Source organism: Galactobacter valiniphilus (assembly GCF_003575975.1).
Taxonomy (GTDB): domain Bacteria; phylum Actinomycetota; class Actinomycetes; order Actinomycetales; family Micrococcaceae; genus Galactobacter; species Galactobacter valiniphilus.
This window is the reverse complement of record NZ_QQXK01000023.1, coordinates 1-12,804: the sequence shown is the minus strand read 5'-3', so window position 1 is coordinate 12,804 and position 12,804 is coordinate 1. Positions and strand designations below refer to the sequence as shown.

Here is a 12,804-nt window from a genome sequence, read left to right as displayed (position 1 = left end):
CAAGGGTGGCAAAGCACGACGGCGCGTGGCCGGGCAAGCGGTCGGGGCACCGCGGCGCGGCGCGCCGCTTCCCTGCCGGGCCACCGGCGCGGCAAGATGTGCTCACCCAGCGCCGAGCCGCAGTGAGACTCCCGCTCCGCCCGCCCCTGCCAGGGCGACCCCGGGAGGACCCATGGCCCCCACGCCAGCTCTCACGCGCGCCGCCGTCGGCGCCGCCTACGCCTCGCAGGCCTTCGGCTATGCGGCGCTCACCACATCTCTGCCGGCCCTGCGCGACCGCACCGGGCTGGACGACGGCGGGCTCTCCATCGTGATCCTCTGCATGACGGTGGGTGCAGCGCTCGGCACGCTCGTGGCGGACTGGATCGCCGTCCGCTCCGGCAGCCGGGCCGCCCTCGTCACGGGGCTGGCGATCGAGGCCACCGCGATGCTGCTCGTCGCTTCCCTCAGCGGCGCCGCGTTGCTCATCCCGATGCTCATGCTCCAGGGCCTCGGTCTGGGCCTCGTGGACGCCGCGTGCAACATGCAGGGTTCGCTCGCCGAGCGCGCCGCGGCCCGCCCGCTCTTCGGTCGGCTCTTCGCCACCGCGACGGCGGCCGGCATCGTCTCGACGCTCGTCACCTTCGCGGTGCTCTCGGGCCGCCTCCCCGCGACCACGACGCTCTTCGTCGCCGCGGCGATCCATGCGACTGTCGCCGTGCTCGGCGCCCGCTTCTTCGACCCAGCCAGGGCCGCCAAGGACCCACACTCGGCCCGGCCCAGCGTGCCGCTGCCCCGCGCCGGCATCCTCATGGTGGGCCTCGTGGTGTTTGCCGCCTTCGTCAGCGACACCGCCGTCTCCACGTGGGGCACCGTCTACTCGCAGGACGTGCTGCGCCTCGAGACCAACCTGACGCCGCTCGGCTACGGCTGCTACCTTGCCGCGGTGCTCGCGGCGCGCCTCGTCGCCGACCCGCTCATCGCCCGGTGGGGGCGTGCGCCGCTGGCGGTGACGGCGGCGGCGAGCGGGATCGCCGGGTGCCTGGCCCTCGTCCTCGGCGCCCCGGCCTGGCTGGCCCTCGTCGGCTTCGCCCTGGCGGGCTTCGGGGCCGGCTGGCTCGTCCCGCTGGCCTTCGGCCGCGCCGGCGAACTGGTCCCCGGCCGCTCGGACGAGGTGATCGCCCGCGTGAACCTCTTCAACTACGCCGCGGCCGTCATCGGCGCCGTGATCCCCGGCGTGATCGCGATGATCGGCTCCCTGCAATGGGCGTTCATCCTGCCCGCTCTGGTGCTCGTCGCATGCCTACCGGTGCTGCGCCGACTCCGGCACCCGGACGCCACCACCTCCGTCTGAGCCGCGGCACAGGTCGAGGCCCTCGCCTCCCCACCGGCTCATCACCCGCTGTTCGGCCAAAACGCGAGCACCTTGTCATCACCTTCGCCTGGCTGCCCCCCGCCCGTCCGTGTTGTTACTGAGCACCCAGAGCCGCCCGTCGGGCGCACGCACAGCGTCCCGCAGGCGGCCGTGCCCCTCGAGTACCGTGCTCGTCCGGCCCCAGCGGTCGCCCGACGGTCCGCCGAGTGGCACGCCGAGCAGCGAGCGCCCGCGCAGCCCGGCGATGAACACCGTCCCGTTCGCCACCGCAATGCCGCTGGGGCTCGACTCCTCCGGGGTGGCCTGCCACACCGGGTCCACGAGGCCCGCCCGGCCAGCCCGCCCCTCCACCGTCGGCCAGCCGTAGTTCTTCCCCGCCTCAATCACGTTGAGCTCGTCCCAGGTGTTCTGGCCAAACTCGCTCGCGAGCAGCCGTCCGTCCGGGGTGAACGCGAGCCCCTGCGGGTTGCGGTGCCCGTAGCTGTAGACGGGCGAACCCGGGAACGGGTTGTCCGCGGGCACGGAGCCGTCGGGCCGCAGGCGCAGGATCTTGCCGGCGAGGGAGTCCAGGTTCTGTGCGCTCTCACGTTCCCCGGCGTCGCCCGTCCCCGCGTACAGCATCCCGTCCGGACCCAGCGCGAGTCGGCCGCCGTTGTGGTTCGTCCCGGCGGGGATGCCCGTGAGGAGATCGCGCGCGGAACCGAGGCGCAGCGAGCCCGGCTCCCCCAGGAGCTCGAAGCGCTGGATCCGGTTGCCGTCCTCACCCGTGGAGTAGACGAAGAGGTGTCCCGCACCGTCGGCCGCGAGCCCCAGCAGGCCGCCCTCGCCGCCGTGTTTCACGCCCGGGACCGTCCCCACCACGCGCGCCTCACCGGAGGGATCCAGCTCCACGATGCGGGCGGCATCACGCAGGCTGATGAGCGGCGTCCGCCCCGCGAAGGTCAGGGACCACGGCGCCTCGAGATCGGTGGCGACCACCTCGAGGCCCGACGGCGCGCTCCCGCGCACGGCGGGAGGGTCGCCGAAGCCGTGAGGCGGCAGCGGCGCCACGCACGCCGTGAGCAACAGCGGCACCGCCGCCAGCGCGCCGAACCGCACCCCGCGACGTCGAGCCCCAAGAACGACCATCCCTCAGCGTGCGGCCCACCGGCCGCCCGGTCAAGGCGTCAGTGGATCAGCTCCGCGACCCGCTCGGCAAGCAGGACCAGGCCAATCCCGATCATGGCCACGCCCGAAATCCTTGTCACCACGCGGGCGGCGCCGGGCCGGGCACCCAGCACGCGCCGGGAACCGGCGCCCACCGCGAGGTAGACCACGGCGCAACCGAGAAGGTGAAAGCCACCCAAGACGGCGATCTGCCCCTGAACCGGCCACGCGGCGTCGTGCCGGGTGAACTGCGGGAGCACCGCCGTGAGCAGGAGGACCAGCTTGGGGTTGAGGCTCGCGACGCCGATGCCCTTGGCGAACCAGCGACCCGAGGAGCCGACCGGCACGTCCGTCGCTTCGCCCACTGTGCCGCTCGAGCGCAGCACGCCGAGGCCGAGCCACACGAGGTAGGCGGCGCCGAGGAGGGTGAGGGCGAGGGTGATGGAGGGGAAGCGCTCCAGCAGGGCTCCGACGCCGGCGACGACAACCGCGATGGCCACGACGTGCCCCATCCAGAGGCCGGAGACGCTCGGCAGCACGCGCTGGCGCAGGCCGCCGGAGATGGCGTACGCCCAGTCGGCGCCAGGGGTGAGGATGAAGAGGATCGAGACGCCCCAGAAGGCCCAAATCATCGTGGCGTCCATGGTGGCTCCCTTGCCTCGTATCGGTTGAACGCCGCAAGACTAGGGAAAATTGCGTGGAAGGTGCTCTCCATTTCGACCCCATTTAGGGGTGAATCATGGAAGGATCTTCCTCATGGACGCCCTGGATCGGGAAATTCTTTCGCAGCTGCAGGCCGACGGCCGCCTGACGGTCACCGAGCTCGCCGAGCGCGTGGGCCTCTCGGTGTCCCCGTGCCACCGCCGGCTGCGCACCCTGGAGCGCGACGGCATCATCACCGGCTACCGGGCCATGCTCGACGCCCCATCGCTGGGGCTCGGCTTCGAGACCCTCGTCTTCGTCACCCTCGACGCGGCCAATAGCCGCACCATCCCGCCCTTCGAAGCGGCGGTGCGCAACCTGCCGCGCGTGCTTCACGCGCAGCGGCTCTTCGGCGATCCGGACTACCTGCTGCGCGTCGTCTCCGCCGATCTGGAGGCCTACCAACACTTCTACGACGAGCACCTCGCCGCGCTCCCCGGAGTGCACCGACTGCAGACCACGCTGGTCATGAAGACCGTGGTGGACGAGCGGATGCTGCCGCTCGGCGGCCAAATTGGCTCAAAATTCATTCATTGACATCGTCAGGAATCACTCGGCTATCCACATTGTCGGACTGCGTTTCTATGCTGTGATCATCACTCTGCCAATGGCCTTTCGAGGCCGCGAAGGAAGCACATCATGACTACACCCCCGCTCTACGCCCCTGCGCCCTACGGCGCCCCCATGTACGCAGCCCCGACCCAGCACCGCGGCCCCAAGTCCTTCGTGGCCACCTGGCTGTTCTCGCTCTTCCTCGGCATCTTCGGCGTGGACCGCTTCTACCTCGGAAAGGTCGGCACCGGCCTGCTGAAGCTGTTCACTTTGGGCGGGGCGGGCATCTGGGCCCTGATCGACCTCATCCTGGTTCTTGCCGACAAGATGCGCGACAAGAACGGGCTGCTGCTCCAGGGCTACCCGGAGCACAAAAAGGTGGCCTGGATCGTCACCGGCGTTGCCCTCGTGCTCGGCATGATCAGCGGCGGCACGCAGGCCTCCTCGCTCCCCTCCGCCGCACCGACGTCGGCTCCGGCACCCGCGCCCCTGTTGGAGGCCGCCCCCGCGACCACCGCCGCCACCAGCCCGGAGGCACCCGCCGAGACCACCGCCACTTCGGCGGAAGACGAGGCAGCGGCGTCCGCTGCCGCCGAAGAATCCGCCAAGGCCGAGGCCGAGGCGTCCAAGCAGGCGGAAGCGGAAGCTGCGGCCTCCGCGAAGGCCGAGGCCGAGGCATCAAAGAAGGCCGAGGAAGAAGCCGCGGCCGAAGCGGCCCGCGAGGAGGCCGAGAACGGCACCGTCAGCCAGCAGAACGCCCTCGAAAAGGCCGAAAGCTACCTCGAGTTCACCGCCTTCTCCGCCTCCGGCCTCGTGGAGCAGTTGGAGTACGAGGGCTTCCCCAAGGCCGACGCCAAGTGGGCGGTCTCCAGGCTCACGGTCGACTGGAACGAGCAGGCGGCCGCGAAGGCGGAGAGCTACATGGACATGACGAGCTTCTCCCGCTCGGGGCTGATCGAGCAGTTGGAGTACGAGGGCTTCACGAACGCTCAGGCCAAGTACGGCGCCAAGTCAGTGGGCCTGTAGCCGCCTCCCCAGGGCCCCGGCCGAGTCACCTCGGCCGGGGCCCTTCCCGACTGTTCGCCAGAACGACGGCGGGCGGCCGGGTTCAGCGCGAGCGCACGGCGATCGCCGTGCACAGCAGGACGACACACCCGCCCACCACGGTGAGGACGCCGACGTGCTCGCCGAGCAGGAGCACCAACCAGGCCAGGGTGAGGAGCGGCTGGGCCAGCTGCACCTGGGAGACCTGCACGAGCGGGCCGAGCGCCAGGCCGCGATACCAGGCGAGGAAGCCCAGGAACATCGACACCGCGGCGAGGTAGCCGAAGGCGAGCCAGGCCTGCGGCTCCGCCTGGGGCCAGCCGGAGGCGAGGCGTTGAGCGCTCAGGACCAGCGTGAGGGGTGCGGCGAGCACGAGCGCCCAGGAGATGGTTTGCCAGGAGCCGAGGCTGCGGGAAAGCACGCCACCCTCGGCATAGCCGGCGGCGCAGCAGACCACCGCCGCGAGCAGCAGGAGGTCGGCGGGGCGAAGCGTCCCGAGGCCGCCGCCCTGGAGCAGGGTGAAGCCGAGCGCGGCGGCGGCGCCCAGGCCGGCCGCCCACCAGAAGCGGCGACGGGGACGCTCGCCCGTCCGCAGGCAGCTGAGGACCGCCGTCACGGCGGGCAGGAGGGCGATGACGACGGCGGCGTGGGAGGCCTCGACGGACCGCAGCGCGAGCGAGGTGAGGACGGGGAAGCCGAGGACCACGCCGAACGCCACGACCGCGAGGCTGAGCCATTGCCGCCCTCGCGGGCGAGGCGGGCGGAAGACGAGGAGGGCGACACCGACGAGGGCCGCCGCGACGACGGCGCGCCCCGTGCCGACGAGGGCCGCGTCGAGACCGCCCTGTACGGCGATCCGGGTCATGGGGACGGTCAGGGAGAAGGCGAGGATGCCGAGGGCGCCCCAGGCCAGGCCGTTTGCAGGGCGACCAGACGAGAGGCGGGCCGAAACGCGGGCCGGTACCGCTTCGGGGCGGAGTGCAGTAACGCTACTGTTAGCTTTCATGAACAACAGTAGCAGTGAGCGGCTGGCCGCCGAGCTGCGTTCCTGGATCGCGGGAGCACCGGCGGGCGCGAGGCTCCCCTCCACACGAGACCTGGTCGCGCAACACCACGTCAGCGCGGCGACGGTGCGATCAGCCCTCGCGCGACTGAGCGCCGAGGGGCTCGTGCTGACGCGGCCCGGCGACGGGACCTTTGCCGCGCCGCGGCGCGGCCCGGCCACTACCGACTACGGCTGGCAGACCGCGGCGCTCGGCCCGGCGCCCTTCGAGGTGCCCGGACTCTCCTCCGCGCTGGCCGAGGTGCCGGCGGGGCAACTCAACCTGGCCGAGGCCTACCCGGAGGCGGGCCTGCTCCCGCTCGCATCGGTGCGCGCAGCCCTCACGCGGGTCACCCGCTCGCCGGCGATGGGCGAACGCGCCCCCGTCGCCGGGCTCGAGGAGTTCAGGGTCTGGGTGGCCGGCGATCTCGCCGCGCGCACGGCGGCCCGCGTGGCCGCCGCGACCGCGCGCGACGTCGTCGTCCTACCCGGCAGCCAGGCGGGGCTGGGCGCCATCTTCCGGGCCGTGGTGGGGCGCGGCGCGCCGATGCTCATCGAGTCACCTACGTATTGGGGCGCGCGACTCGCCGCCGCCCAAGCGGGCGTGGTCCTCGTGCCCATCGCGAGCGGTCCGGACGGCCCGGATCCCGAGGAGGTTGAGCGCGCGCTGGCCCGCTCGGGCGCCCGCGCCTTCTACGCCCAGCCGAGCTTCGCCAACCCGCACGGCGGCACGTGGCCCGCGCAGACGCGTGCGGCGGTGCTGGCCGCGGCGCGGCGCCACGGGGCCTTCGTGATCGAGGACGAGTGGGCCGCCGATTTTGCGATCGACGCCGCCCCGGCGCCCTTGGCCGCCACGGATCCGGACGGGGTGGTGATCGGGCTGCGCTCGCTCACCAAGTCGGTCTCCCCCGCCCTGCGCGTCGCGGCCGTGACGGCCAGGGGCCCCGTGCACGCCAGGATCTTGGCCGAGGTGCAGGCGCAGTCGCTCTACGTCAGCCCGATCCTCCAGCGCGCCGCCCTTGAGGTGGTGCTCAGCCCGGGGTGGGCCTCCCACCGGCGCGGGCTGCGCGTTGCGTTGCGCGAGCGGCGCGACCTCCTCGCCTCCGCGCTGGCGGAGCACGCCCCCGCACTGGAGCTGGAACATCTCCCCCGCGGAGGGCTCAACCTGTGGCTCCGCCTGCCGGCCGGGTGCTCCGAGCAGACGGCGGTCGAGGCCTGCTCACGGGCCGGGGTGCACGTGTTCCCGGGGCAGCGGGCGTTCCCGGCGGAACCCCCGGCCGGCTACCTGCGCCTCAACTTCGCCGGCACCCCACCGGAGGGACTCGCGGAGGCGGCCCGCCGGATCGGCGCGGCACTCGGCGGACTCGGGGCCGCGTAGCTGGGTTTAGGCCAACCCCACGGCCTGGCGAGCCACGGCACCCAGGTCCGTCGCGTCGTCGTGCATCATGGCGAGGAAATAGACCCGCCAGCCCTCCGCACGATCCCAGAGTTCCGCGTCCGCCCAGAACGCGCCGCGGCCATAGGCGGCGCGGAAGCGCCTGGCGCCCTCGGCGGAAAACTGGGCCTGGGCGATGCCGAGGTCGCTGGCCGGGTCGCCCGAGGTGAGATCGGAGAGGTCGACGACGGCGCACAGGCGCGCCTCGGTGCCGCGCGGCAGCGCCACGAGGTTCCCGGCGTGCGGATCCCCGTGGATCCAGCGGGCCGGGCCGTCCCACGGCTTGGCGTCGAGCGCCACCTGCATCGAGTGGTCCCACTCGAGGCGCAGGGCGGCCGGCGCGTTCTCCAGTGCGTCCTCCCACGCCGCTGCCCGGCGGGCCGGGGAGACGCCGCGGACGGTGTTCTCGGGGGCGTTGAGCGGTGCGAGGCGGTGGAACCCCACCAGGAAACCGGCCAGCTGTTCGGCGTAGGCGTCGCGTTGCTCCTGGCTCAGGCCGCTGGCGACCGTGCCCTCGAACCACTGCGTGACCTGCCAGGGGTAGGGGTACCCCTCCCCCGGCTCGCCGAGGAACTGCGGGACCGGGACGGGCAGGGAGAGGCCCCAACCGGCCTCCTCGGCCCACTTCGCCTCGGCCTCGAGGGGTCCGACGGCGCTCGCGCGGCGGGGCATGCGCAGGGCCAGGCGGTCGCCCAGTCGGAACATGACGTTGTCCCAGCCCTCCGCCGCCGGGGCAATGTCCAGTTCGGCCCACTGGGGTGCCTGCGCGCGCAGGAGGGCGCGGGCGACCTCGGCCGTGGGCTGCGCGTCGGCGTGCGGCCTCATCGGGCACCGCCCTGGGAGTACAGGCGGTCGAGGGCCCACGCCGGGACGAGGTCCCCGGGCAAGGAGATGACGTACGGGTCGGCGGAGATGAAGCGCATGCGCAGCCGAACCACCACGAACCGGTCGTTGGGGCCGGCGCGGCGCACGGCGCGGACGTCGGAGAAGGGGATGCTCCGCATGCCCCTGAGCCCGGCGATGGTGAAGCCCAGCTGGTTCCAGGCGGTGGTCAGCACCCGCCCGACGCCCAGCTCGTCCTCGGCGCGATTGCGGTTGACCGCCAAGCCCAGCGGGAGGCCGATGGCCACGCCCAGGCCGCAGACCAGCACCCAGAATCCTCCAATGGCGAGCGCCCCGGCCCACCAGGGCACACGCCCCATGGTCAGCAACGACGCACCGAGCAACACCGCGACCAGGCCGCCAATGGCCAGCATCGGCACCATGCTGTGCATCAGCGCCCGCAGATACGCGGCGCGCCCCCTCGCCTGGTTCTCCTCGGGCGAGATGGCGCGTGCCATGGTCTCCACGTCCGGGCCGCCGGGGACGGGCAGGGCCATCCACGGCTGGGCCGCTTGCTGCGGGTACGGGTTCGCGCTCATGCCGCCATGTTCTCATCCTCTGGACCGTCGGTTCACGTTGAGGTCGGCGGGATGGGGCCGGGCGAGCGGCTGCCGGCGGAGCCCGGGCCTGCGCGGCCCGGCGCTGCCCGGCGGCGCGCGAGGCGGGGCGCGCCCGGCGCTGCCCGGCGGCGCGCGAGGCGGGGCGCGCCCTGGCGTGCCGACCGCGGCGGCTACTCCGCGCCGTCGTCTTCCGCCTGCCTCACCAGCTCCCGCTTGAGGATCTTGCCGGAGGGCCCCAGCGGGAACTCGTCGACGATGCGCACGATGCGCGGGTACTTGTAGGCGGCGAGGCGCTCCTGGCCGTACGCGACGACGGCCTCCGGACCGAGGGTGCTGCCCGGCGCGAGCGTGACCGAGGCGACGATCTCCTGGCCGTGCGTGGCGTCGCTGATCCCGTACACCGCGGCGTTGACGATCTCCGGGTGGCCGAGGAGCGCTTCCTCCACCTCGCGCGGATAGACGTTGTAGCCGTTGCGGATGACCATGTCCTTCTTGCGATCCATGATCCGCAGGTAGTTCTCCTCGTCCTTGGTGCCGAGGTCGCCGGTGCGGAACCAGCCCTCCACGACGGCCTCCGGGGTGGCCTCGGGCCGGCCGAGGTAGCCGGAGAAGAGATTGTGGCCGCGCACCACCACCTCCCCCAGCTCGCCGCGCGGGAGCAGGACGATCCTGTCCGGGATGGCCGGGTCCGCGATCTCGGCGTCGATGCCCCAGATGGGCTTGCCAATGGTTCCCGGGCGCGGATCGACACCGATCTCGTTGAAGCTCACGACGGGGCTGGTTTCGGTGAGGCCGTAGCCCTCGTGGATGCGGGCCCCCGTGGCCTGCTCGAAGCGTTCGAGCACGGCGAGCGGCAGGCTCGCCCCGCCGGACACCGCGTAACGCAGGGCCGGGGGCGTGCCGGCGCGGCCGCGCGCCGCTTCGACGAGCCCCACGTACATCGTGGGGACGCCGGCCATGATGGTGATGCCCTGATCCAGCAGCGCGTCCCAGGCCTCCGGGCCGTTGAACTTGGGGACCATGACGAGCTCGGCGCCCGCCCGGATGCCGAGGTTGAGGACCACGGTCTGCCCAAAGATGTGGAAAAGCGGGAGGGCTCCAAAGATCTTGTCGGTGTCGCTCATATCGAAGGTGTCGATGAGGAGCGCGCTGGTCTGCTCCAGCAGGGCGAAGTGCGAAAGCATGGCGCCCTTGGGCTTGCCCGTGGTGCCTGAGGTGTAGAGGATGGCGGCGATATCCGAGGGGTCTCGGAGGCTGAGCTGGGTGAGCGGGGCGGCCTCCGCGGCGAGGGCCTCGAGGCGGGTCGTACCGAGGTCCTCCGGGGCCAGCAGCGTGAGCACCTCGATGCCCGCGGCCTGGGCGCCCGTGCCTCCCTCGCCGAGCAAGGGCGCGGCCGCGATGAGCAGGGAGGCGCCCGAGTCCTCGAGGACGTACTGGATCTCGTGGCGCTTGAGCAAGGCGTGGATTGGCACGACCGTGGCGCCGAGTGCCAGCACGGCGTAGTAGCTGATGGCGAAGTGCGGGACGTTCGGTGACAGCAACGCCACCTTGCTCCCCGGACCCACGCCGCGCTCCTTGAGCGCCCCCGCATAGGCGAGGGTCTGACCCCAGAGCTGGGTGTAGCTGATGCGCGCCTCCCCCAGGCTGACCGCCGTGTGGTTCGGATACCTGCGCGCACTTTCGGCGAGTACCGATGCGACGTTGATCCCTGCGAAGCCCTGCTGAGACATGCGATGTTCCCCGATTCACGTGCTGAGGTGGCGCCTCACATCCAAGTGCCGGGGTGGGGTGGTGTCAATGGTTGCCCGCGTGCGTTCCGCTGTGTCGGGGGGCCGTTGCACTCTGGCGCCATGAACTCGTCAAACAACCCGCCGCTGTTCCCAGAACCGCTGCCCTCGGCCCCTGAGGCCGGGCCCGTTCCGCGCGCCGTGCACGAGCGCATCGTCGATGAGCTGGAGACCCGACTGCGCGAGGCGAGCGAGTCCGCCGAGTATTGGAACGAGGCCCTCGAGCTCTTTGAAACCGAGTCCTACGCCCCCGAAGAGTTGGCGAGGGAGCGGCTTGGATCCTTGCGGAGGCAGCTCCACGAGGTGGATGCCCGGCTTGCGGTCGGCGATCTGCAGGGCACCGTCGGGGCCAGCGAGTGGGAGCGCGTGCGCGACCTGCTCGCGCCGCTGTTGCGGGAGGCGGCGGCCCCGTTGCTCGGGCCTCGCGCCAAGCGCTGACCAGAGTGCCCGACGGCGGGTGGTGGCGTTGGATGGGGCGGCTCAGCCGGGTGCCGGGGACGGGCTCGGCGGAGCCTCGCTGCGGGCTTGCCGTGGGCTGAGCGGCTGGTGGAATACCACTGTCAGATACTTGCGTTTTGTTGTGTTTTGGTCCGCTTTTGGTTCACTTTCTCAGTCAATTTCCAGGCTTCCTCGCTAGAATGAAACTCTCGCCAGCACCGAGAAACCGAAGTTCATGCCGGTCGATCACCGATCGATTCGAGGTTCGTTTCTAGTGGCGCGCGCATGCGCTCAAAGGCGGGAGGGATCGCCATGTTGGACGTTGAGGCCATCACGCAGGCCACCGCCACACTGCGCTCCCTCATTAACGCCGGTCCCCGTGCCTGGGACGGTGCCCCGGAAGAAGAGGTCGTGGCCGCACTCGGTGCCGCCGCCGACCTCGCCCGGACCTGTGATTCGGTGAAGATCGCCGCGGCCGGTGCCGTGGCCCGCCGTTCTGAACCCCTGACACCCATCGAATCGTTGGCGCGCCGGCTGGGGCACTCCAACACTCGGCGGCTGGTCATGGACGTCTTCGGCGTCAACGGCTACGTGGCAGGTTCCTGGATCGACGTGGCCGCCGCCGTGCAACCACGCACGGGGATCTCCACCGGGGACCTGCCACCGGCCCGGCCCGCCGTGGCCGCCGCGATCGAGGCCGGGGAACTCAGCGCGGAGATCGCCAAGGCCATCGTCGAACAGCTCTCCAAGCTCACCGGCGAATCTGTGGACGGCGGCATCGCCGTGGCCGAGGCAGCCATGGTCGCCAACGCCACGGGTGGACGCATCAACCTCTTCAAGCCAGCACCGCCCGTGCAACCTGCCCCGCCCGCGGGACAATCCGGCGGGTACTGCGAATCTGGCACGGATTGGGGCGGAAACAGCAGCGGCCCAGGCGGTCCCGGCGACGGGATCCTCGAGTTCCTGCCCCAGAACCCGCCCGCGCCCCAGGACCCGCGGATGACGCCCTGGGGTGAGATGGGTGGCACACCCTGGGACCGCGACCCCAGATACGAAGACCCGCACACGCGGGCGGGCCGTGCCTGGTTCGGCCACCAAGACGACCCCGGTCAGCCCCACCCGGGACAGGCATCCGCCGGGGCCGGCGGTGCAGGGAACCTCGGGCGTTTCGGGCAGCCCGGCGCCCACGGCAATGCTTGGCCCGCAGTGCCCGGTGCACCCGCAGGCCACGAACAAGATGGCACCCCGGGCGGAGGCGGCGCGGGTTGGCCCGGGACCACTGCCTCGCCCAACCAGCAGCCCTCCCCGCACCAACGACAGCAGCCGCAGGCGCCGTTCCGGCCCGTGCTTCCACCGAGCATGGACGAGAACACCACCCGCCGCGGCACCGGCTCTGCGATCGCCGGAGGCCGCGTGGGCCTTGAACGCATCAAGGAAGAATCCAAGGGCTGGGGCCTGGTCCTGGACCCCGACGGGGCCGAACCGCGCTACGAACAACAGCGCAAGAACCGCTCCTTCCGTCTCATCAAGAAGGCCGGTGGAGGCTACGACATCACCGGCTTCGCCCCCGACGTCGAAGGCGCACAAATCCGCACCCTCCTCGACGCCTGCCTCTCACCACGCACTAAAGACCACGGCCCCGAGAACCTCTTCAACCAAGACCACGTGGCCAACAGCACCGACATGGGCACGGGCACTGGTGCGGACGCGAGCCGCACCCACGCCCAACGCTCCTTCGACGCCCTCGCGCACATCCTCGCCCTCCACGCCGCCTCCGCCGACGCACCCACCACCGCAGGCGCAGCCCCCACCCTGCTCATCAGCACGACCCTGACCGCGATCGACCACCACCTGCACGACTG

General features: G+C 71.8%; 12 protein-coding genes. 6 read left to right on the top strand and 6 right to left on the bottom strand.

The window, feature by feature from the left end; translation table 11 throughout:
* The first annotated feature begins 172 nt into the window (after positions 1–172).
* On the top strand, positions 173–1,333 hold the full coding sequence (locus tag DWB68_RS11330) for an MFS transporter (protein WP_158588292.1): 1,161 nt from the start codon (positions 173–175) through the stop codon (positions 1,331–1,333).
* A 78-nt stretch (positions 1,334–1,411) separates the two neighbouring features.
* Here DWB68_RS11330 and DWB68_RS11325 read toward each other — a convergent pair whose 3' ends face one another.
* A complete protein-coding gene (locus DWB68_RS11325) occupies positions 1,412–2,362 on the bottom strand; it encodes a PQQ-dependent sugar dehydrogenase (RefSeq protein ID WP_233548768.1) in 951 nt (316 codons plus the stop codon).
* Positions 2,363–2,520: 158 nt separating this feature from the next.
* Positions 2,521–3,144: a LysE family translocator gene (locus DWB68_RS11320; protein WP_119425241.1), complete on the bottom strand. Its 624-nt coding sequence runs from the start codon at positions 3,142–3,144 to the stop codon at positions 2,521–2,523.
* Positions 3,145–3,256: 112 nt separating this feature from the next.
* On the opposite strand from DWB68_RS11320, the gene DWB68_RS11315 reads away from it, so the two are divergent.
* Together DWB68_RS11315 and DWB68_RS11310 are read left to right on the top strand one after the other, a co-directional pair.
* Positions 3,257–3,739, top strand: coding sequence for an Lrp/AsnC family transcriptional regulator (locus DWB68_RS11315; protein WP_119425240.1), 483 nt, complete (start codon positions 3,257–3,259; stop codon positions 3,737–3,739).
* A 102-nt stretch (positions 3,740–3,841) separates the two neighbouring features.
* The gene (locus DWB68_RS11310; protein ID WP_119425239.1) at positions 3,842–4,780 is read left to right on the top strand and encodes an Ltp family lipoprotein; all 939 of its coding nucleotides are present in this window, start codon (positions 3,842–3,844) and stop codon (positions 4,778–4,780) included.
* A gap of 82 nt (positions 4,781–4,862) precedes the next feature.
* Here DWB68_RS11310 and DWB68_RS11305 read toward each other — a convergent pair whose 3' ends face one another.
* On the bottom strand, positions 4,863–5,804 hold the full coding sequence (locus tag DWB68_RS11305) for a DMT family transporter (RefSeq protein WP_119425238.1): 942 nt from the start codon (positions 5,802–5,804) through the stop codon (positions 4,863–4,865).
* Here DWB68_RS11305 and DWB68_RS11300 point away from each other — a divergent pair.
* Positions 5,803–7,218, top strand: a complete 1,416-nt coding sequence (locus tag DWB68_RS11300; protein WP_119425237.1) for an aminotransferase-like domain-containing protein — start codon at positions 5,803–5,805, stop codon at positions 7,216–7,218. The genes DWB68_RS11305 and DWB68_RS11300 overlap by 2 nt on opposite strands.
* Before the next feature lie 6 nt (positions 7,219–7,224).
* On the opposite strand, the gene DWB68_RS16265 is transcribed toward DWB68_RS11300, so the two are convergent.
* The 3 genes from DWB68_RS16265 to DWB68_RS11290 form a co-directional block, all read right to left on the bottom strand.
* Positions 7,225–8,100: a phosphotransferase gene (locus DWB68_RS16265; RefSeq protein WP_158588291.1), complete on the bottom strand. Its 876-nt coding sequence runs from the start codon at positions 8,098–8,100 to the stop codon at positions 7,225–7,227.
* A complete protein-coding gene (locus DWB68_RS16260) occupies positions 8,097–8,696 on the bottom strand; it encodes a hypothetical protein (protein WP_158588290.1) in 600 nt (199 codons plus the stop codon). Before DWB68_RS16260 ends, DWB68_RS16265 begins: the two co-directional genes overlap by 4 nt.
* A 191-nt stretch (positions 8,697–8,887) precedes the next feature.
* Complete coding sequence (locus DWB68_RS11290; RefSeq protein ID WP_119425235.1) at positions 8,888–10,447, bottom strand: long-chain-fatty-acid--CoA ligase; 1,560 nt, start codon at positions 10,445–10,447, stop codon at positions 8,888–8,890.
* A 120-nt stretch (positions 10,448–10,567) separates the two neighbouring features.
* Here DWB68_RS11290 and DWB68_RS11285 point away from each other — a divergent pair, with 120 nt between their 5' ends.
* The gene (locus tag DWB68_RS11285) at positions 10,568–10,942 is read left to right on the top strand and encodes a hypothetical protein (RefSeq protein ID WP_147391659.1); all 375 of its coding nucleotides are present in this window, start codon (positions 10,568–10,570) and stop codon (positions 10,940–10,942) included.
* Positions 10,943–11,254: 312 nt separating this feature from the next.
* The coding region (locus DWB68_RS17015) for a DUF222 domain-containing protein (RefSeq protein ID WP_119425233.1) at positions 11,255–12,804 on the top strand (1,550 nt) is incomplete at its 3' end.